Source organism: Fodinibius sp. GM108, assembly GCF_058386985.1.
In genome coordinates this window covers 295,086-317,372 of the sequence record NZ_JBYEIR010000006.1, presented here as the reverse complement: position 1 = coordinate 317,372, position 22,287 = coordinate 295,086, and the positions used below count along the sequence as shown (strand labels likewise).

The window sequence follows — 22,287 nt, the reverse complement described above, 5'->3', positions numbered from 1 at the left end:
TGACCGTTTTAATTCTTGGTAACTGTGAATGTAACTTCTGTTGAACCGAATCCACAGTCTTCACGGGCATTTGAAAGAACAGTTAGCGTAAACTGACTGTCATCTTCGAGGTCATAACTGCCACCGTCGGGAACTCTGTCCACGGTTATGTTTTCACCACAACCAAGACCGTTGTCTACTTCTCTTCCCATAGTAGCAGAGGTTTCACCGAATGCAATTGGTATATTGCTGGCTTCGTAACCCCATTCCTCCAGGTATACTGCTTCAAAGACCCTGCCATTCAGATTGTTTTCAGGATCAATAGACAGCTCAGCAGTGAATGTTTTAGGGCTCGACTGGCTGTTAAACAACCAACCTTCCGGATTACTCCCATTAGAAAACTGGGCGGCCCATGCCACCGCAGGGGCAGCGTTTTGCTGAGTAAAGGTATAAGTGCCAACAAATTTATCGTCAGGTATATCGATAGCAACAGGAGCCCGCGCCTGCATGGGGGCTGAATAGAATCCACCGGTTACAGCAGGACTAACGTCGTCACTGCTGAAGGTTGTTCCATCCTTCATCACCAGTTCCATGCGGATATCGAAGCGGTCACCGATCTCTATATCGGACTGCTCCAGTCCATCTATAGCATTAATCATGTCCGGACCTGGAATTGTAAATACAGTTCTCGGTAAACCTGATTCTTCACTGACAGAGAGATCACTAACTTTATAACTTACTACAGGAGACTCGGTCTCAGGTAGTGCGTTACGATCTTTATCTACATATGTAGCATAAAAGTTAACGGTTTCGGTTTTTTGACCCTTATCACTGTCATAAACCTCACCTTCAAATGAATATTTAGAATTCTGAAGATCATTGTAGCTGATAGCAGCAGATTCAACACCGAGAATTCTTAAAAAAGCCCCGGTATTTTCCTCGTTGATGGTTTCATCCAGCGGGATCGGATAATCCGGCTCCCCTGTAATGGAGTCACAGCCAGCGGCTGCCACCAACAACATCACAACGAATACTGATGTTACATTAAATGTATTTAGGTATTTCATATTAATATCCTCTTAGCACTAGAAGTTAAATTTCGAGTTGTCGCTATCATCCCAGAAGGTAGCTTGGGTCCTCGACTTTTGATCGATAGAATTATTCCGTTCTACCATATTGCCGGGGTACAACCATGTGGAATACCATTCACCCGGACTCGGACTCCGTGCCGGCTGCAGGTTATCATCACGGTCAGGATAGCCGGTTCTGCGCATAGCATTATACGCTTCATAACCATTCGGCCACAGTGCCAGGTAGTATTCCTTGGCAATCGTTCGTAATGGGTCTGAATCAAACCTTGTGTCTACTACATCCCAGTAATCATCGATATCACTATCGCTCATCTCTTCAGACGTGCCTGCATCTTGTCCCTGAGCTGCACTGCGTACAGCTTCAAACGAATGTCGTACAGCCGTTTCAAGGGATGTTTCAGCATCACCACTATTACCTTGGTTATGATAATGCTCGGCTATCATAAAGTGCGTAAACGAGGACATCAGAATCGGATCAAAACCGGCGCCCTGGTGACCCATGTCAGGTTCTGTGGGCTCTCCCTGGCCAGTGTCAAATTGTCCGCCTACAGGATAGATCCCGAACGTAGTACGCAGATCTCCGTCTGGCGGAATACCATCGTCAATCAGGTGATCACGTCCCCAGTATCCCCCATATGCATTATTTCTTGCGGAATTATCCTCATAAATGTAGCAGAACGGATCATCACTCCGGAAATGCGACGGCTTAAAGGAGTTTATGCAAGTATTTTCATTGACGTCTTCCGTATTCTCTGTGGTCTGACGGTAAAAATAATATGGAGTACGTGGATCCACATCATCTTTATCATTCAGAAAGAAGTTCATGTAATTTACCGTCATGTAGTCACCGGCCTGCTCTTGGTAATTACCAGAAAACAGCGGATGACGAGAATCAGGATTGGTCTGATTTGTGCCAAACCGGTAGGTAAAGTTATGCTCCGGTTCGGTGATCAGCATATCTGCGTCAATCAGCGACTGGATAGCAGACGAGTTGCCTGTATTCAAGTGCGCTTTCAGCTTGATCGTGTTGGCTGCCCTAATCCAAGCATTGGCCTGCTCTTCCATATCACCGATAGAACCATAATAGAAGTCGTTATCAGCGGCCCGTACCATATCGGGGTTCTCCAAATCCGCAATAGCCGCATCCAGCGTATCCAGGGCTGCCTCGTAAATGGCTGAACCATCATCAAGTCCCGGATTGAAATTAGTACCATCCAGAGCCTCGGAATACGGCATATCGCCATAAACGTCAACCAGGGTTATCATGGCGTAAGCCTGTAACACCTTGGCCACACCCGAGTGATAATATAGATCTCGCTCTTGGGCGATAGGCAACAGGTTTTTCACATCAACGAACAGGTCGGAATATGCATTGTTATAGACCCCGTTAAAGCTTTGCGGGGAAAAGGCATTGCCATACGTGGAGCCAAACATATACCGCATCCTGGTCATTTCCGCGCCGGTACTTGCAGCGCCGGCATATACACTCCGTGCTTCCTGCTGGATATTGTTAAGCAGAAAATCCGGATCTACATTTTCTGGTGTTGGATTGTTCGGATCGTTAAGCAGATCCTGATCAATCACTTCGCACTGAACTATAAGCAGCGCGAGGCATGCCATAGCCAGTATTTTAAGTAATGATTTCATAATAAATTTCCTTGTCTTTGAATTTTATGCAATTAAAATCGGATCGTAACGCTTCCGCCGAATCGTCGTGAGGCAGGTCCCGTCAGATATTCAAATCCTCGGGAGTTGCCTCCGATCGAATTCACGTCGGGATCAAATCCACTCGATTGCGGCACGTTAAACGCATACATCCAGAGGTTGTCACCGGTAAGAGCAACAGAAACCTGGCTGAATGGCGTATTGGCAATCACAGAAGCCGGCAGGTCGTATCCAAGGCGGATATTGGTGAGCCGGATATGCGTCATGTCGTAGACCTGCAGCTCTTCCGGACCAAATCCAAAGTTAGAGAAGAATACAGTACTTGGACTAACTTGAACCGTGTTCGGCTGCCCCTGCTGGTTAACACCGGGCAAAATAAAGGTGTTGTTTCGATCTACCTTCGTAGTAGCTGTGGTAAGACCACGGGCAAACAAGGTACCAATCCAAGTGCTGTACATATCTCCGCCCTGCTGGTAATCAAGCTGGAACGAGAGCGAAGCACCCTTATAGCGGAACGTGTTAGAAAGGTTAAGCTGCCAGTCAGGATTCGGATTACCGATTATGCCAATATCATCCTGTTCGATATAGCTTCCGGTACTACCGATGATAGGCGTTCCGACGGCAACGTCAGCAAAGTTCGAATCCTCTTGCTTCAGCTCTTCGGTCACACGGACAATTTTATCACCCATCATAACCTGAAAGGGCTCTCCTTCGATCGCAAAGTTGCCGAGCGTTGAAAAACCGCCACCTACCTGAATGCGTTCAAGTCCGGCACCCAGCTCAATTACCTCACTTCGGGACGTGTAGAAGTTAGACTGAACATCCCACTGGAAGGTACCCGTGATCGGCGAACCGTTCAGGGAAATCTCCAATCCTTCATTTTGAATCTCACCAATGTTCACCAATGTGGACGTAAATCCTGTGGCAGGATCAAGAGGAGCTTCGGTAATCAGATCCGTAGTAGAACGGTGATAGGCTGAAGCATTTATTCCTAAACGACCATTAAGAAACCGAACGTCTACCCCTGCTTCGTACTCGGTGTGCAACTCGGGTTTAAGATCCCTGTTCCCGAGAAAGTCACTGGTGGCATTCGTGGTGATGACTTCTCCGTCATTATTAACAAATGAGCGAGCATCCGTGGCCAGTGTACTTCGGGTCTGGTAAGGATCAGGAGATCCGGCAGACGTCGACACACCGCCAAAGAGTTTCAGGAACGTAAACGTGTCTGATGTTATATCCAGGTGATCGGAAACAACATAGGAGAGCGTAGCAGACGGATAGAAGATACTGTTATGCTCCGGTTCCAGCGTAGAGAACCAATCGTTTCGGCCTGCCAGGTTCAAGTACACAAAATCCTGGAATCCAATATTAAAGTCTCCGTAGACACCGGCCGTCTGCTGGTTAACCTCTCGTTGAAAGTCAGCACCAGTAAAAAAGCTGGTCGAGGATTGACTGGTAAAGTTGGAGTGTTCGAAAAAGTCAAAGATAATCATTTCCCGACTTTCCACGCCTTGTCGGTTGTATTTTTCGACCACGTACTGCCCACCTACCGTACCGTTAAGGGAGAAATCCTCCGTCAGTTGATAGTCGAACTGGGCATTAAGGTTGTGATCCCACGAGTTACTGTTAATATCCATCGTTTGGAATAGCCCCGTATCATGAAGAGCTGAAGGATTCACACCGCCCGGATTCTGCTTATAAGTCCGGGTTTCCGTATAGCTGTCATAGCCCATCTTATATACGAGATTTAACCCGTCAGTGACCGCCCAATTAATCTCCGACTTCCCGTAATAACGGTCGGTCTTATTGGTCGTTAACGTATTGTTGGCCGTCCATCGGGGATGAGGAATACCATTACCAGCGCGATAATAAGCAGAGCCACCGGTTTGGGGATTTTTGTGCGGCATATTCAGATCGATCGACCGCGGCGTGTAAAAGACATCACCAAATACCGAGGTACCACCTGCCGAACCACTACCAAAAGAGGCTGAGGTAGGAGGTGTTTCCACATCGGTCAGACTCATATTGAACGTCGTCTGCGCAGTTACCCCATCAAACACCTCGTAGTTTGCACCCATTGAAAAGGCATCCCGAGTCATATTGTTGTTAGGCGTAAACCCTCGCTCCTGGTTACGGGAGTAATTAAGGTTCAATCGCAGGTCTTGCGTACCCCCGTTGATACCAATACTGGAGTTGGAAGAAAGCCCGTCACGGAAAAACGCTTCAATCGGATCCGGCTTTGCTTCATAACGGTAGTCAGCATCCTGCAATTCAGGAAAAGCCTGGGCTGTCGGTTCGTGTTGCATCAATGGATGCTCGATAAGCACCGTGCCGTCATCGGCAAATCCCCTGAAATCACTGCCAAATAGGTCTGCATTATCGGTATCGAAACGCGGGCCCCAGTTACTGTAGAACCAACCGAAGTTCTGGTCAAAACCGCCGCCGTACACATCCTGGTAATCAGGACGAGAGGAAATTTGCGTGGCATAGACTGATTGGTTTAACGTTACATTAAATCCGGGCTCTTGCCGATCTTCAGCAAATGAGCCACTTTTAGTCTCGATCAATATAACGCCATTCCGGCCATCTTCACCATACAGAACCGTAGCACTTAATCCCTTCAGTACCGAAACATCTTTAATATTATTGGGATCAATATCAAGCAGGCGGTTGGGATTTGTTTGCTGGCCGCCTCCGCCGTACCAGTTACTGGTAGCAGCATCGCCAGACTCATTATTGCCGCCGTCAAAACGAACACCATCAACAATAAAAAGCGGGGCGTTATTGCCGCTGATCGAGGAGAAACCGCGAATATTAATATCCGTACCCGAGCCGGTCAAACCACCAGACGAATTTATATCAACACCGGGCAGTTGACCTGACAACGATCGAGCAAGATCAGTTTGGTTGCGACTGGCAATGTCTTCAGATGAAACCTCCGAAACACCGTAACCCAGTGCGCGTTGCTCCCGCTCAATACCGAACGCCGTAACCACAACGTCGTCAAGACCAACCACATCGGGCTGTAATTCCACATTAACGGAAACTTCTTCACCAGAAGAGACAGTAACTTCTTGCGTAAATGCTTGATAACCTACAAAAGAAGCTTCAAGCACATATGTACCTGCTGGCACATCGTCAAGAGTAAAATTACCGTCAACATCTGTGGCTGTTCCCTGGTTTAGATCGGGAATTTGAATATTAACACCAGGCAGTGTTTCGCCTGACTGTCCATCAGTAACTGTACCGGTTATTGTCCCCTGGGCAAAAGCTGCACCAGTAAACAATAAGGTACAGACTAACGTAGAAAGTAACTTTCTAAGCATAGTTAACCTCATTATTAGATTTAGGATTTAAATATAAGCGTAGTTTGCCTGTTCACATAATGTAACCAGGTCTTTTTTGCGTAAAACAGAAATGGAATAACATTCCCCTAATTTTTTCACCAAAACTTTCTGCTTTCATTAAAAAAATCCGTTGTTGTAAAGCAACCCCTAATTCGTATATCAAATCAATCAATTTGGTGACGAAAATCCAAATAATGTTTTAAAAAACCTCCCGCATACTGAATTTTACATTTATTTACACAGCAAAAGGTTCATAAAATCCTAAAGACTTAGCTTTTCTCTAAAATTGTAAAATGCACGTAACATCATCAATAATATTATGGACTTTAACCAATTTTATAGCTACAACCAAAAAATTATCCAAGATTAACCTGTATTGATTTTTTGGTCGGAAATATTCATCCAAGCTTTCTTTTAATAAATTGGGAGCTGGAATTTCCTGCTAATAAATAAACATTAAGATAGTTATGATCAAATTAATTAAGCACTTTAAATACCTCATGCAATTGGTATATTTCTTTTTTAGAATGTCATTTTAAGTAGCTAACAGGTAATGAAATATCTTAGACCTGAAACCTTACTTCAATATATACTCCTGGCCCTTTGGATTGGGGTTGCGGGATGTGCTAAATCCTTTAATCCGGATATCGAACGAGGATCAAACTATCACTTTAAAGAGGGACACCCTGAAGTTCGATTTTCGGCCGTTGGACTTATAAATGAGGAGGGAGAACCACACATAAATATATCAGCCGATATTGTTTACGGGAGCCTCATCTACAATCAAGAGAATGATATTTTTGTAGCTAATATCGCTATTGAGGTTCAGATAATAGACCGGGAAAATTCAGATCAACTTGTGGATTCCAAACGCTATACGCTGGATATAGAAAAGAAAGATCCAAATATAGTCTATAGTCAGGAAGTTCATTCATTTCAGGAAACAATTCCTGTCGAACCGGGGGATTACAGGATTGAATTTACTTTGACTGATCTTTCAACCGATAAAAAGATAAGCAGTTCGACACAGACATTTATTCCGGACCCAAAGGATAATATTTCGAATCTGACAAGTATTATGCTGATGGGAAAAAATATGGAGGAAGAAAACCCGGGCTGGTCTCCGATCACCACGTATGATGTACCAGGGCGTGTAGATTCTTTGAAATTTATTTTTCAGGTAACAAATAATGATTCTGATGAGCCATTAACGATCAATTCAAGACTATTACGGTTTAAATCAGATAGCAGTTATGCCCGCCCTATGCATTTTAATTCCTACAGTCCCTCCACTATTCAATACAAAGGAATTGAATATAACAAAAAAGAAGAGATACAGACCACTCAACGTAAACTGATTGAAGCTGGGAATGTACTTATTGAGTTCACTTTTGGTCAACAAAAAAGGGGTAACTATCGCTTTGAAGTAGAAATGGATAGAACATCAAAGGATAATCTGTTTAAAGCCCGGGATTTTGGAGTGAAGAGCAAAAACTATCCTTCTATCCAATCACCTCGTGAGCTGGCACAGCCTCTGATTTATCTGATGAACGAAGGTAAGTATGAACAAATGATGAAGATCAATGACTCTGACTCACTGAAACAGGCGGTAGATCGTTTTTGGCTGCGTCACATTGGCAATAAGAGCAAAACAAAAGGTGTGATAAAGAAATTCTACAGTCGGGTTGAGGAAGCCAATAAACAGTTTTCGAATTTCAAAGAAGGTTGGAAAACTGATGCGGGATTAGTTTATATACTTTTTGGTCCGCCCTGGTATGTTAATTACTCACTAAATGAGATGAATTGGTCATATTCATATAACCGGGGAGATCCTGAACGGAATTTTTATTTTTTTCAGCCGCGAAATCAATCAGAATATTTCCAATTCGAGCACTATATACTGCGGCGATCGCGAATGTATTTCAGTGTGCAATACCAGCAGGTTGAGTTGTGGCTGTCAGGATATATTTTGCAACGGAATCTTTAATAAGTTTCTTCCTATTTACTTTTCTGAGCAACTATTCTAATCTTCAATTCTTCACAAGATTTTATTTTAATAAAAAAGCCGCCCCTTTTTGAGAGGCGGCTTCGTAATTTACGAAGTAATAAAATTAGTATCCAGGATTTTGTTCTAATTCGGGATTAGCATCAATCTCACGCTGGGGTACTGGCCATCGAGTATCATTATCGTCGATACCCAAATCTGCTTCAGCTTTTTCAGTACGGACAAGATCATGCCAGCGAATACCCTCTTGAGTCAATTCACGAGCGCGTTCTTCGATAATCGCATTTATCACTTCTTCATCAGAAGCAGTAGCAGGATCAAGAGAAGAGTCTCCTGCTCCTGATCTATTTCTAATCTGATTTATTTTATCAATTGCACGGTCGCGTGCAGCAACACCACCATTTTCTTTTACATCAGCTTCAGCATGAAGCAATATAATTTCAGCCAAACGGATGACAACCATGTTATCATCGCCATTAATACGGAAATATTTTCCTAAGATAGTTGTACCATCAATGGTGCGAAGATTAACAGTGGCCCGTTCGTCTCCGGCTTCATATAAATTTTGCAAGATCGCAGTTGGTCCATACTCAAATCGACCACCTGCTCCGTTCGGTCGAGCAAAAAAAGACAACCCGTTGCTATCCTCAGAAGTAAATGGTATTTCCCAAATAGCTTCCGAAGACGTTTGATCCTCAAAAATAGTAGCATACGACGGCACAAGGTTAAACGGCCCGTTATTAATAATATCATCCGCTAAGGAAAGAGCAGACGAATAGCCATTATTAATAATACCTCGATCAGCGGCATCTAAAAACGCGCGGGCCTGTAATGCTTTCGCTCCCCACTCTGTAATTGTGGGAGAAGCAATACTACCGCCGGATAGACGGCTGATTGCCTCATCATAATCACTGATAATCTGATTATATACAGCCTGAGTACCGTCTCGAGGAATTTTTGCTGCTTCCGGATTATCAAAGTCTTCAGTCGGTTCCAGTACGATAGGAACACCTAAGTTAGAAGGTTCATCTGAATTGGGAAGAGTACTATACCACTGAGCTAAGATATGATAAGCATACGCCCTTAGAGCAAAAGCTTGTCCCAACACGTTATCCCTTTCAGCACCAGTGAAGGCTTCATCTTCAATATCGGGTACGTTTTTAATAACACCATTTGCGTTATTGATAACTTCATACATATCAACCCAGATATCTTCTGTTGTGACATTACTAGCATTGACATCATTACTGTTGATATCACCCCATGTAGGAAATGATCCAGTATGAGTTGCCAAATCTGAAGCTAATTCCGCAAAGACAATGTTATCTCCGTTTGTTCCCTCCAAATTATCGTAAGTACCGTTTAGGGCATTTTCTGCACCCTGTTCGTCCACAAAAACTTGTTCAGGAGGCAAACTTTGCTGCGGGTCTTGGTTAAGCACATCACAACTTATAAGCCCAAAAACAAGCAATACTGTAGATATTAGTTTAAAATATTTCATAACTGTAATAGTCTTAATTATTAAAATCCTAGATTCAAACCAACTTCAATAGAACGGTGCTGAGGAAATGTAAAAAAGTCAGTTCCAAACGCTGTGTTAGAACGGTCAAACGTATTGACTTCCGGATCCAAACCTGAATAGCTAGTAAATGTTAACAAGTTGGTTCCCGTTACGAATAATTCTGCATTACGAATATTAATTCTCTGCAGCTTTTCAGCCCTGAAAGAGTAAGAGAGACTTACTCTTTTAAGACGCAAGTAAGAACCATCTTCCAGATAAAAGTCATTATCTCTTGAAAGGCTGTTATCCAAGTCTAAAAAAGATGCCCTTGGATATTCTGCATCAGTATTATTCGGAGTCCAGCGTTTGTTTCCGTAATTAGACTCAACACCCCATTCGGTTATAAAACCCGGATTACCATAAAAGGCAGCTGAATTATTATACACATCATTCCCATATGAAAATTGCAGGAATGTATTCAGCGAAAATCCTTTATAGGTAAAGTTATTAGTGAAGCCACCGGTAAAGTCGGGATTAGCATCACCAATTATAGTTTGATCATCAGAAGTAATCACACCGTCATCATTTGTATCTACGAATCGAATTCCGCCAAGATCAGCTTCTCCTTCATCTAAGTCACTATTATCTATCTCTTCCTGTGTATTCCAGATACCATCGGTTTTGTAACCATAAAAAGCACCTAATGGCTCTCCTACCTGTACACGGTTAGCAAATCCCTCATTAAATGGCTCATCGTTAACCAGGCTTGTGACTTCATTTGAATAGGTATCCCAGTTTAGTGACGAAGTCCACCGGAAATCGCCCCGCTGGATGTTAACAGTACTAATGCTAATTTCAATACCTTTATTTTCAATAGAACCTATATTATCGATAAACGATGTGAAACCTGTAGTAGCAGGAATCGGCGCAGACAATAGCAGATCATCTGTATCTTTCTGATACACATCAGCAGTTAAGGAGAACCGCTCATCTAAAACAGAGATATCCAAGCCAACAGTATATTCTGTTGTTTCCTCCCATTTGAGATTAGGATTGGATAACTGATTGGGAGACAATGTCGGTGTTGCGTTAAACTGTCCGACCCCATAAAGAGCTCGCGATGCAAAATTATCGATACCGCTTTGATTCCCAGTTATTCCAGCCGAAACACGTAGTTTAAGCTGATTTAAGAAATCCAGGTTATCCATAAAGGATTCATTGGAAATTCTCCAGGCTGCTGAAGCAGAGGGGAAAAACCCTTGCTCATTTCCTTCACCAAAACGAGAAGATTCATCAATCCTGCCATTTAAAGTGAGCAAATATCTTTCATCGAAACCGTAATTAACCCGAGCAGTGTAAGAACGCAAACCAAAGGATGAACCATAAGAAGTACCTTCGGTAACTGCAGCCGCAGCAATTTTACGTGTTTGATCACTTGGGAAGTCGTCACCTTGTGTTTGTTGGTAGTCAACATCATTTTCTTCCCAACTTACCAAAGCAATAGCGTCGATATTGTGCACATCATTAAAAGTATTTTGATAATTCGCACTGATTTCAGAAAACCAACGCTGATTAATGGCAAGTGATTCATATGCACTTCCTAGAGGCGATCCCTGATTTGTGAAGCTTGGGTCAAAGGTATTTTCATCCAGATCAAATCTATCTAATCCCGCTCTACCGGATATTTGAAAATTGTTTAAAACCTCATATTCTCCCGAAACACTACCAACAAAACGTGTAGTAATAGCTTCGTTTTGAACCTGGGACTCAGCGACAGGATTGGAAAACCCACCTACACTAGCATTATACGTACCGTCTTCATTGCGTATAGGAGCAGAAGGCGTTGCTAACTGGGCATTCGTCAATACCCCATAAATATTATTATCATTCTCGATACGCATATCACTTGTTCGATTATAACTTAATCGAGTACTTATGTTGAAGTCATCATTCACATTATGATCAAGATTCAAACGTCCATTCATGCGCTGCCATTTATTATTGATCATAATTGAATTCTCCTCAAAAAAAGTAGCAGATGCATAATATCTTGTATCTACATTACCGCCGGTTGCCGAAACATTGAATTTATCAGTAACACCCGTTCTGAATACAGCATCCGTCCAATCATACGTTGGAGCAGAAGAAGGATCATCTAAATATTGATTTACATTCTCGGAAGTAACCGCCCCCAAGCCAAAAGCTCCGGGAGCTGATCCAAATACTGCGGCAATATAATTATTAACATCTTGTAAGCGAGATTGATAATCAGTGTTTTCAAAGTCATCCAAGCCGAAAGCATCAAAACTTTTTAAATCCAACCAAGCTCCTTCTGTGATCGCTTCCACGTGTTCGGGGCCGGACATAAAATCATGTCCCCTTTCAAAGGACTTGGTTCCCCGCGTATATGAAAAGTCAACTTTAGTTTGTCCGGCGGTTCCATCTTTCGTGGTGATTAGTACAACACCATTACTTCCACGTGCTCCATATATCGCAGTAGCTGAAGCATCCTTAAGTACTTCAATTGATTCAATATCCTCTGAATTTATAGTCGATAAAGCGTTGAGTCCTTGCCCACCGGTGAAAATGGTACCGAAATCACCCGTACTAAGAGGAACTCCATCCACTACATAAAGTGGTTCATTAGAGGCAGATATCGATGAATTACCCCGAATACGTACCCGTACACCACTACCGGGCGTTCCAGAGGCACTAGTAACAGTTACACCTGCTGCCTTACCCTGTAACAAAGCATCAGTACTTGTAACCGAAACACCCTCGATATCCTCTGTACTTACGCTAGAAATGGATTGAGTTAAATTTCCACGTTCTACTGTCCCAGTACCAGTAACCACAACCTCTTCCAAGCCAATAGCCCCGGTTTCTAGTGCAATATTATGAGTAACCGTTTCGCCGGCTCCCACTTCAACCTGAGCTTCATAAGTATTGTAACCTACAAATGTAACACGCAATGTATACGTACCAGGCTCCACATTTTCAATGGTATATTCTCCGTTAGCACCAGTGGCAGTCCCTCGCTCACTTTCTACTAAAAGAATGTTAGCTCCGGGAGTTGTCTCACCAGTTTCTGCGTCTGTTACCTTACCAGTTATAGTCCCACTTTGTGCCATGGCAAATGGAACAAACAGACCTATAAACACTAAGGTACATAGTAACTTTCTAAGCATAGTATTTTATTTTTGTTGTTTATATTATTAAAACCCTTTGTTTGGCTTCTGTTAACATTGAGGGGGTTGAGACTACTAAAAAAATTTCTCCTTGTAATAGATCTGCTCATTAACCGATTAAAGCAATGATTGGATGGCAACGGCAGATTAAAATACCCTAATAGTTTAAATGTTATTTATGAAAGAAAAAGTTCAAGTGGTCCAACTTCAATTTTCCCTTGTAAAAACTATTAAAAGCTTATTATTATAATAGAAAAGGCTTTCAAAAAAATAATATTTAAATCCTAATTACAATCTTATTAAGAGTTATTTAAGAAACAAAAATTGGATCAATTTATTAATATAATTTGTTATTACTATTACTCTTAGATTAGGATTAGAGAATAGATAGTAGTTTATAATTTTTACCTCAATTTTTTACAAGAGGCAGCAGTTATGAAAGAAATCAGACGAAAATTTGCCTTAACCTTCCAGTTACTCATTGCTGCAACATTTATTATTTCTTGCGCCTCATCGAAACAAGCAAATATAGAACACGGCACCGGTTATAACTTCCAGGCGGGGCACCCTGAGTTTCGAACTTCTGCATTCGGTTTTATTGATGAAGAAAATGGCCCCACATTGCAAGTCAGAGCAGAAATTGTAAAAAATAGTCTATCATTTAAAAAAGATGGCGACTCTCTTTCTGCTGAAATCAGCCTGGATTTTCAGATTCAGGATATCGATAATTCAGAAAATATTATCGGCAGTGAACAGATAAAGAAAACTATCACTATAAAGGACAAACAGGCACTATCACGACGTGAAGTTCTGGCACTTGAGCACACGGTACAGGTAAAACCCAGCCGATATAAGATTGCGACACATCTTCAGGATATTAACTCGGGGCAGGATCTTTCACAAACAGCTGAAGCCTATATTCCGGAAACAGAGACTGGTGCCTATACCCTCTCTGATATTCAGATGTATGGCAAACAGAATGGTAGTGAATGGACCCCTATCAATACCTACGATGTAAAAGGGAAAGTGGATTCGCTACGATTTGAATTTCAGCTTATCAGCGGCGAAACGGATCAAAATATGACACTGAATTCACGCTTGCTGCGTTTTGAATCGGATACAAACTATGCGCGTCCGATGCATTATTCGAATCACAGCCCCTCTTCTATCGAGTACAAAGGTATTGACTATGATAAGGAGACGGAAATCCAGTCGAATCAGCGCGTGCTAACCGATTACAGTAGTATCTTTATCGAATACAAGTTTGAAAACCGGGAACGAGGTAATTACCGCTTTGAAGTAACAGCTCAAAAAGAAAATGAAGATGAAGAGCTTTTTAAAGGACGTGCCTTTGGTGTCAAAAGTAAAAATTATCCTGCTGTGCAGACTGCTCGCGAGCTGGCTCGACCACTTGTTTATCTTATGGGAGAAGGCGACCATGAAGAACTAATGGAGATATCGGACCCCGATTCACTCAAAAAGGAGATAGATCGATTCTGGCTAAAAGAGATTGGCAATGCCAATAAAGCGAAAAATGTCATTAAGTTATATTATGATCGGGTAGAACAGGCCAATAAACAATTCTCTAACTTTAAAGAGGGTTGGAAAACCGATTTCGGAATGGTTTATATTCTATTTGGCCCACCCTGGTATACTCACGATCGCCTGAAAGAACTTCATTGGTACTACTCGTATAACCGCGAAGACCCGGAATACAGTTACCAGTTCGATCAGCCAAAGTTAAAAAATGAGTATTATCCTTTCTATCATTATTTACTAAATCGCCATAACTATTATTATACGGTAGAATATACCCAGCGGCAGTTGTGGCTGAGCGGACAAATTCTGACGCGACGAATATGATGCTTTGCATCTTGCCATAAAACGAGTATTTCGCACCGACGCTCTTGCTTCGGTGCGATAAAGAAATTTCAAATTTCAGGTGATAATATTGCCCATAATCTATAGCGCGGGAATTAATTCCCGCGCTAGTTATACTTTATGTGGCAGATAACTCTGCAGCCATTTTATCGCTTCATAGAGTGTGATAGATATAAGGAGGAATTAACTGACAGAAGCAGATAAACCCGAAGAGCGGGTTACTGGTGTGTATCGTAGCAGAGCTAGGTAAAAGATGAAATGTTGAAAGAGAATTTACCGAAAACAGTTCATGGCGTATGGAACGATTCCGGAAGCCTTCGAAAGAGTGAAGTGAGGCAATCTTCTTATGTAACAATAATTGCTTTTCAGCTTTTTGGAGCCACGCCAGTACTACTTACACCACATAGCGCGGTAATGAAGGAGGAATTTGGACAAGCACTTCGTAATTCATATTGTTTCTCAGCTCACTAAACGAAGCAACTGTCATCTCCTGCTCGCCCTGTTTGCCAATTAAAACAACCTCATCCCCTTTCTTTACATTCGGAATATCTGTCACATCCACAGTAAGCAGATTCATATTCACCAATCCCGCCACGGGAGCTCGTTTACCATTTATAAGCACTATTCCTACATTGGTGAGATTCCTACCAAATCCATGTGAATAGCCAATCGGTACAGTAGCAATAACTTCGTCGCGACTCGTCAGGTAAGTATTGCCGTATCCAACAAATTCTCCCGCTGATACCTTTTTGGTACTCATCACATGACTTTTCCAACTCAACACTCGCTGCAGAGGATCTTTGTGTTTTTTACTGATATCGGGATGTTTCTTTACAAAATTCATATAAGTTTCTCGGTTGGGCCAAAAACCATACTGCGAAATGCCGATCCGTACCATATCCATAATCGTATCGGGATAATTAAGGGCTGATGCGGAGCAGGCTGTGTGCCGGTATTTCGCTTCTATGCCATGATCCTGAAACCAGGAATAGTACTCGTCGAAATTTTTTATCTGCTCCTGTATTCTAACGTAATTTCCCACACTTTCGGCCCCGGCATAATGTGTACAAATACCATCCACTTGCAAGTGCTTGGCATTTTTCTTGATGATTTTAACGGCATCTTTAAACTCTTCCTCTTCCAGTCCCAACCGGTTCATGCCTGTTTCAAGATGCAGGTGGATGCGGGCAGGCTTACCAATTCTTTTTGCTTCACTTGCAGCAACTTTCAGTCGATCAAGTTCAAATACAAAAAATGAAACCTCACGTTCGATCGCCCATCCAAGAGCCCCATTGTTCAACAGGCCCATAATCATAATGTGACTTTCTTTATGATTTCGCGCACGCGTGGCCGCTCGAGCTTCATCAGAACTGAACACAGAAAAATGACGGACCCCGCATTCTTCGGCCAGCGGCACAAAATGTTTTATGCCATGTCCATAGGCATTACCCTTTATGACAGAGCTAAACAAGGTATCTTTACCAACATAATCTTTTAAAAAAGAAATGTTCTTTTCTAAAGCAGACCTACTTAATTCAATCCAGGAAGGGTATAACTCGCTTTTCATTTATTCTGCTGTTACTTCATTTATAATTTGCATAAACATAGAAATACCGGTCGGTAATACATCATCCGAAAAATCATACTGCTCAGCGTGAAGTGAAGGATGCTCTTTTCCCACGCCCAAACCAAACATAGCTCCATCAAATTGATTAGTAAAATGACCAAAATCTTCGGACCAACTAAAAGGAGTGGATTTGTGCAGGATATCGTAATCCAGCTTCTCGGCGGCTGATTTAACCCATTGATATCCCTCGCTGCTATTTTTGGTAACAGGAAATGGCTCCACCCAACCGTAATCAAAAGAAAGCTCATAAGTTTCAGCTGTCTTTTGTGCTATCTGCAGACATTTCTCCTTTAGTTTGTCTAATAAATCTTCATTATACGTCCGCAGTGTTGCCATAACTGTTGCTTTGCCCGGTGAAGTGCCAAATGCCCGTTCTCCCAATGAAGCATTTATCACCGTAACTTTAGCAGTCTTTTCCAGCGGGGTATAAAACTGTGGGACTGAAGAAAAAGCCTGAATAGTCTGAGCCATTGCCAGGGCCGGGCTCTGACCCTGCTCGGGATGTGAGGCATGGGCAGTACTGCCCTCAAAGTTGGTAATCAAACCTACCGATGCCGCTGCAAATACTCCCTCGCGTAATATAATACATTGCTTTTCATAGCCGGGCAGGTTATGAAGGGCAAAACAATAATCAGGAGTTAACGATTTGAATTCGTCATCCTCAATTACGCGCCGCGCCCCTTCTCCCGTTTCTTCAGCCGGTTGAAAAAGCAATGTAACTTTCCCCCTTTCTAGCGGATTATTCTGTAATACTTTGGCAACACCACAAACCATCGTCATATGGCCATCGTGGCCACATTTATGACCGACTCCTTTTGTTTTGGATTGATATTCAGCATCAATTTCATCATTAATGGGTAATCCATCGAGTTCGCAGCGAATGAGTATATGCGGACCTTTACTCGCACCGTCATAACTCGCAGAAATACCATAACCACCGATACCGGTTTTTAGCTGATCGGGATTTGTCTCTTTAAGAAAATCAGTAATGAAATCGGCAGTCTCTTCCTCTTCTCCCGAAAGCTCGGCTATGGAGTGTAATTGATGTCGCAGTTTTTTTAGTTCGTCTATATGTCGATCGATACTGAAGGGCATACTAAAATCCTAACTCACATTTATGACAAGTCTTAATTAGTGGATTTTGATGCAGAATTGCCAATGGAAATGTGGTTAAAGGTTTCTATTATATAGCTGGTTTGGTGCTTTTAGGTTTATTTCACAAAGAACCACGGAGGAGACACAGAGTTACACAAAGTAAACCTCTACTTTCCCAAACATCTTGCTGATTACACTGAAAGTTGTGAGGGAACTTGTATCTTCAGACACTCATATATCAGAAGTTAAACTATCTCCCAACAATATTGCACCTCTTTCAGTAAGGATCTTACCTCCGAACTACTATCTTCGGGAGCTCAACTCCCTCGGAACAAAACTGAACTTGCATCCTGTAACCTGAAATTTAGTATAAATCTCCCAAGACTATCCTTGGATCGGGATATTTTTCCAGTGCCTTTTCCCTGTCGTCCGGGGCAACTACGCCGGGCATATCAGCTTCTCCGGGATCTTCAACAGAAAGCTGAAAGTGCAGATGTGGTGCCCATCCGCCATTGACGTTTGACTCTCCCAGTTCTCCTATTTTTTGCCCTCTTGCGACCCGATCTCCGACAGAAACCGTCGACAGTGAAGGACGCGACAGATGTCCGTACAGAGCATATATAGGATCATCATTAAAGATATACTTTATAACTATAGTTGGACCGTAATCCCCCGGCTGCTTATTATCTTGCTTATAAGCTATTTCTCCTTCATAAAAAGAATAAACTGGTTCACCCGCTTCAGCCCAAATATCGATGCCTATATGAATGTTACGCTTTCCTTCGAAAAGAGGAGTCTCATACATTTTTGCGCGCGCTTCATCATATCGACCAATCCCCCACTTTTTGCTCTCAATAAAATCTTCATTATAGCCTTTGGAAAAATCGAACACATAGAACTTATCCGGATCGTCCGGATAATTCATCACCTTGGTGAAGTTATAATCAGATAGCTTCATACTTTCTCTGTTTCTAAAGAGTTTTTGCTTGAAGGGGAACATACTATTTTTTCTACTATCTATTTATTCCCGCAGATAGCGCAAATATCACAGATGAATTATTATCATCAACGTGATCTGCGGGATTTCTAAAGTTGTAAGGGTTATTGCTTTAGTTATTCCACAGAGTTTTGAGGAGATTGTACCTCCGAACAGGAATCTTTTAATCCCTCGGGAGTGCAACTCCCTCGGAGCACGGAGAAACTTTTATCTCATTCCGTACCTCTGGTGCGGAATGTAACCACTCTGTTTTTACTCGTTGGATGACAAAACCAATCATCCGACGAGTAATGGAGTCCTATTCCACAATCTTGTCAATATAGTCAGAATTCATGATGCCGAGGGCGCCCATATACTTCATTCGAAAGCGAATGAAATCTCCCACTTCGTATCCTTCTTTATTATCACCGACATCCAAAATAAGCATATCAGAACTGGCATCAGCTATTTCCAGATTCTCGTGTTCGCTGATCAGATGCTCGGGGTTGATATCCAGATATCCGATATCAAGAATAGCGCGATAGGATGTTTCCCCCATTTTTTCTCGGTCGATATCTGCAACTTTTCCTTGTGGGTTCATACCAAGTTCACCGCTGGGTACTTTCGGTTTTTCGGCAATTTCAATTACCTGTGTATACAGCTCAAGAACATCGTTATGCATGCCTTCGATAGTTCCATCCGTAAAAAGGTTTTTCCCGAAAAAGAGTGCTTCACCTATACGAAAATGGTTAATACCGCTGGGTAGCTGATTTCGGAGCAACAGGGGAATCGTCACCGTAGTACCACCCGAAACAAGCGGGATATCTTTATCGAAACGAAGTTCAATGATCTGCTTATAAAGCGCAAGTTGTATAAGTTTGTCTTCATCCGGCATTACCCCGTGCATACAGTTGAGATTGGTACCGAGCCCGATCACTTCGATATTCGACAGCTGAAATACTTTTTCGTAGAAGTCGATCAGGTTTTCACGTATGACCCCTTCGCGCAGATCACCCAACTCAATCATAATGATGACCTTGTGGATTTTATCCTGTTTTTTTGCTTCATCGGATAAAGCATGCAGGGTCTGTAACTCGGTATTCAGGCTCACATCGGCGTACTTCACCACCGATTCTATAATATCCTTCGGCGGCGGCTTGATATAGGTGGTTAGTGTATTGGGATCAATTTCTTTGATCTTTTTGAGATTACTGATACGCGAATCGAGCATTTCACCAATTCCCAGATCAGCTACCTCTTTGAGATACTCTTCGTGGCCACAAAGCAGCTTGGTGGTTATACCCCACTTGATATCATTGTCTTTAAACAGATTATCCAGAAAATTATAATTATGACGCAGCTTGTCACGATATAATTTTAAATAGGCCATCCGGTTGTTGTTATCAGATAAACTGGTTTATTGATTATTGGTCTTCTGCCGGGAGTTTTCAAAAAGAAATCCTATAATCTCTGAAAACAGCAATTTGAGTGAGCATTAATCATTTCCGAAGTCGCATTTCTAAGTATTTATTCGTAAACCCGTATTTCTCATACAGGTATTTTGCAGGGTTATCAGGCTCAACATGCAGCGCAATATCCCCTTCGGTAGCTTCTATAACTCGCTCCATAAGCTCTTTGCCGAGCCCCTGGCCACGAAAACTCCCGTGAACAGCAATATAAACCAAAATATGTTCGGGGATAAAACCCTCCATATTTGTATCGTTAATAATCACTGCTCCGGTAATTTGTTCCTCATCATGAGACACCAATATAAATCCATCCTGCCCTTCTTCATCACCGTAAGCATAACCGATACAGGCTAATATGTGTTTTTTTTCATCACCATACTCATCGAGATGCTCATAGAGAAAATCTGCAATATTTTCGCGACTAAAAGGTGTCGGATTCTTGATATCAGATCGTATTATATCAAAGTTCATCAGTCAATAGTAGTGTTAACTTTTTCTAGTTTATCCGCACGTGGCTCTGAATCTTCAGCTTTGTCAGGAACGGCAAGCGAGACTGCAATAAACACCACGGCAGAGACCGTAATTCCAAAAACATTAGCATCAAGGCCGGCCGGTAAGTTTTCCATAAGTACCTCCAATGAAACCGTCGTAGATCCACCAAGTATCATGGCAGCTATGGCGCCTATACTACTGCTCTTATCCCAGTACAATGCCCCGAGCAAAGGCACAAATAATCCGGAAACCATGAAAGCATAAGAATATAGCATCAGATCCAGCACATTAGTCATTGTAGTAGCAAGTAACAGAGCTAGAGTACCTATAATAAGTGTAGTAATCTGCGAGAATCGCAGAAAAGTATCGCTTTCATGATCCACATCCTTAAAATAGCCAATTATATCCGAAACTACATTGCCGGATGCCGCCATCAGACAACTATCGGCGGTGGATAAAATAGCTGAGAAATAGGCACTCATCATGATCCCCATAAGCCCTACCGGCAGAATAGTACGAAGCAACATCGGCAGACCGGTTTCGGGATCAGTTTCTGCTACGCTGGCTGCACCGAGATATTCAAACATACCCTGTGCGGCCGCTACTTTTGCAAATAAACCAAGTGAAACTCCCATAAACGCCATTATAGGCCATTCAAAAACACCGGCCAAGTACCATGCTCTCTTAGCCGTTTTTTCATCATGACAGGCATAGATACGCTGGTAGAGAGTCATCCCGACAAACCAAATAGGAATTATTGTGGCGGCCCAATAAACTACTCGCTGCCACGTAAGATTACTCATTGACAGCAGGGCCGGATCGACATACTGAGTAATTCCTTCCCAGCCTCCCACGGCTGTGTATGAAAGCGGAACACCGATAAAGATGAGTCCAAGCATCAGGATAGTCCATTGAACGGTATCCGTATAAATGACGGCTTTGAGTCCGCCCATTACGGTATAGAGAACAGCTACAGTCCCCATGATAATAAGTGCCGTTTGCAGGTCAAGATCGGCAAAAGTACCCGTAGCCAGCTTTGCTCCGGCCAAAATCTGAGAACTCGTAAAACCAGCATATCCCACTGCAGATATAACACCAGCTACCAATGCCACACGGGGATTAAAATAATGGCCGAAAACCTGTGGAAAAGTGAATGCTTCATCAAAAACAGGATTTCCTTTTACTTTGGGGATAAGAAATACAGCGGCCAACCACGCTCCTATAAGACCGGTAAAAAGCATCCAGGACCCGGAAATACCCAATATAAAACCAAGTCCGCCAAGACCGATGGAAAATCCGCCACCAACATCGGTAGCTACGACGGAAAGACCGATATGCAAGCTAGACATATTACGACCGCCAACATAATAGTCATCAGCACCTTCATTCGTTTGCAGAAAGAATACGCCGAATCCTAACATTCCAACCATATAAGCGATAAATATGGTCAGATCAATCCAATGCATATAAACTGTTACCGTACTAAAATTGGATTTCTATCTAATAAAAAAACCCTTGAGTCTCTGTCCACTCAAGGGTTTCAATTAAATCGCCTATAATATATGTCTTAAGTGATGGAAATGCTAATTACATAATTTTGGGAAATTTTTACCATAAACGCTTTTGGTTTTCCTCATCTTCAGACTTTTTTGCGGGCGATTTACCCTCCCCGTTTTTATGATTATCAGATTCGGAGAGAGATGCCTCATGTTGTTTCTCTGAGGTTAACACTTCCGCTTTGGGTTCTCCCAACCGGATCATGCCGTTGTGCTCTCCCCCTTCTTCAAAAAGGAGCTGATCTGTCACAATATTTCCGTTTATCACGGCGCCGTTTTTAACCAGCACTTTCTCCGAAGCAGTGATATCGCCTTTTATAACTCCTTCAACGATTACTTCTTCGGCCGTAATTGTGCCATTAAATGATGTATCACTGTCGATAAAAATGAAACTGTCAGCCACTCCATTGTATTT

General features: G+C 42.4%; 14 protein-coding genes. 2 read left to right on the top strand and 12 right to left on the bottom strand.

Translation table 11 applies throughout. The features are described from left to right. Nucleotides 1–8: 8 nt before the first annotated feature. Genes ACT3ID_RS13220 through ACT3ID_RS13210 form a run of 3 tightly spaced genes read right to left on the bottom strand, consistent with a single transcriptional unit; the run spans nt 9 to nt 6,061 of the window. A complete protein-coding gene (locus ACT3ID_RS13220) occupies nt 9–1,046 on the bottom strand; it encodes a hypothetical protein (protein WP_491542520.1) in 1,038 nt (345 codons plus the stop codon). Nucleotides 1,047–1,064: 18 nt separating this feature from the next. Next, the gene (locus ACT3ID_RS13215) at nt 1,065–2,717 is read right to left on the bottom strand and encodes a SusD/RagB family nutrient-binding outer membrane lipoprotein (protein WP_491542519.1); all 1,653 of its coding nucleotides are present in this window, start codon (nt 2,715–2,717) and stop codon (nt 1,065–1,067) included. A 32-nt stretch (nt 2,718–2,749) separates the two neighbouring features. Further along, a complete protein-coding gene (locus ACT3ID_RS13210; RefSeq protein WP_491542518.1) occupies nt 2,750–6,061 on the bottom strand; it encodes a SusC/RagA family TonB-linked outer membrane protein in 3,312 nt (1,103 codons plus the stop codon). Between the two features lie 574 nt (nt 6,062–6,635). Here ACT3ID_RS13210 and ACT3ID_RS13205 point away from each other — a divergent pair. Beyond that, nucleotides 6,636–8,069, top strand: coding sequence for a GWxTD domain-containing protein (locus ACT3ID_RS13205; RefSeq protein WP_491542517.1), 1,434 nt, complete (start codon nt 6,636–6,638; stop codon nt 8,067–8,069). A 124-nt stretch (nt 8,070–8,193) separates the two neighbouring features. Here the strand turns inward: ACT3ID_RS13205 and ACT3ID_RS13200 are convergent, their stop codons facing one another. Next, on the bottom strand, nt 8,194–9,588 hold the full coding sequence (locus ACT3ID_RS13200; RefSeq protein ID WP_491542516.1) for a RagB/SusD family nutrient uptake outer membrane protein: 1,395 nt from the start codon (nt 9,586–9,588) through the stop codon (nt 8,194–8,196). A 20-nt stretch (nt 9,589–9,608) separates the two neighbouring features. Further along, nucleotides 9,609–12,776 (bottom strand): SusC/RagA family TonB-linked outer membrane protein, encoded by a 3,168-nt coding sequence (locus tag ACT3ID_RS13195; RefSeq protein WP_491542515.1) that lies wholly within the window; start codon nt 12,774–12,776, stop codon nt 9,609–9,611. A 435-nt stretch (nt 12,777–13,211) separates the two neighbouring features. On the opposite strand from ACT3ID_RS13195, the gene ACT3ID_RS13190 reads away from it, so the two are divergent. Beyond that, on the top strand, nt 13,212–14,639 hold the full coding sequence (locus ACT3ID_RS13190) for a GWxTD domain-containing protein (protein ID WP_491542514.1): 1,428 nt from the start codon (nt 13,212–13,214) through the stop codon (nt 14,637–14,639). 412 nt (nt 14,640–15,051) lie between these two features. Here the strand turns inward: ACT3ID_RS13190 and alr are convergent, their stop codons facing one another. The 7 genes from alr to ACT3ID_RS13155 form a co-directional block, all read right to left on the bottom strand. Continuing rightward, nucleotides 15,052–16,224 carry an alanine racemase gene (alr, locus tag ACT3ID_RS13185; protein WP_491542513.1) on the bottom strand — a complete coding sequence of 391 codons (1,173 nt, stop codon included), beginning with the start codon at nt 16,222–16,224 and terminating at the stop codon, nt 15,052–15,054. Continuing rightward, on the bottom strand, nt 16,225–17,379 hold the full coding sequence (locus tag ACT3ID_RS13180) for an amidohydrolase (RefSeq protein WP_491542512.1): 1,155 nt from the start codon (nt 17,377–17,379) through the stop codon (nt 16,225–16,227). 364 nt (nt 17,380–17,743) lie between these two features. After that, entirely contained in the window at nt 17,744–18,337 is a 594-nt protein-coding gene (locus tag ACT3ID_RS13175) for a peptidoglycan DD-metalloendopeptidase family protein (protein WP_491542511.1), read from the bottom strand. Between the two features lie 337 nt (nt 18,338–18,674). After that, nucleotides 18,675–19,745, bottom strand: a complete 1,071-nt coding sequence (locus ACT3ID_RS13170; protein WP_491542510.1) for an alanine racemase — start codon at nt 19,743–19,745, stop codon at nt 18,675–18,677. Between the two features lie 109 nt (nt 19,746–19,854). Further along, on the bottom strand, nt 19,855–20,295 hold the full coding sequence (locus ACT3ID_RS13165) for a GNAT family N-acetyltransferase (protein WP_491542509.1): 441 nt from the start codon (nt 20,293–20,295) through the stop codon (nt 19,855–19,857). Beyond that, nucleotides 20,295–21,782, bottom strand: a complete 1,488-nt coding sequence (locus tag ACT3ID_RS13160) for a sodium:solute symporter family protein (RefSeq protein WP_491542508.1) — start codon at nt 21,780–21,782, stop codon at nt 20,295–20,297. The genes ACT3ID_RS13165 and ACT3ID_RS13160 overlap by 1 nt, the downstream gene beginning before the upstream one ends. Before the next feature lie 142 nt (nt 21,783–21,924). Further along, nucleotides 21,925–22,275, bottom strand: coding sequence for a bactofilin family protein (locus ACT3ID_RS13155; protein WP_491542507.1), 351 nt, complete (start codon nt 22,273–22,275; stop codon nt 21,925–21,927). Nucleotides 22,276–22,287 lie beyond the last annotated feature (12 nt).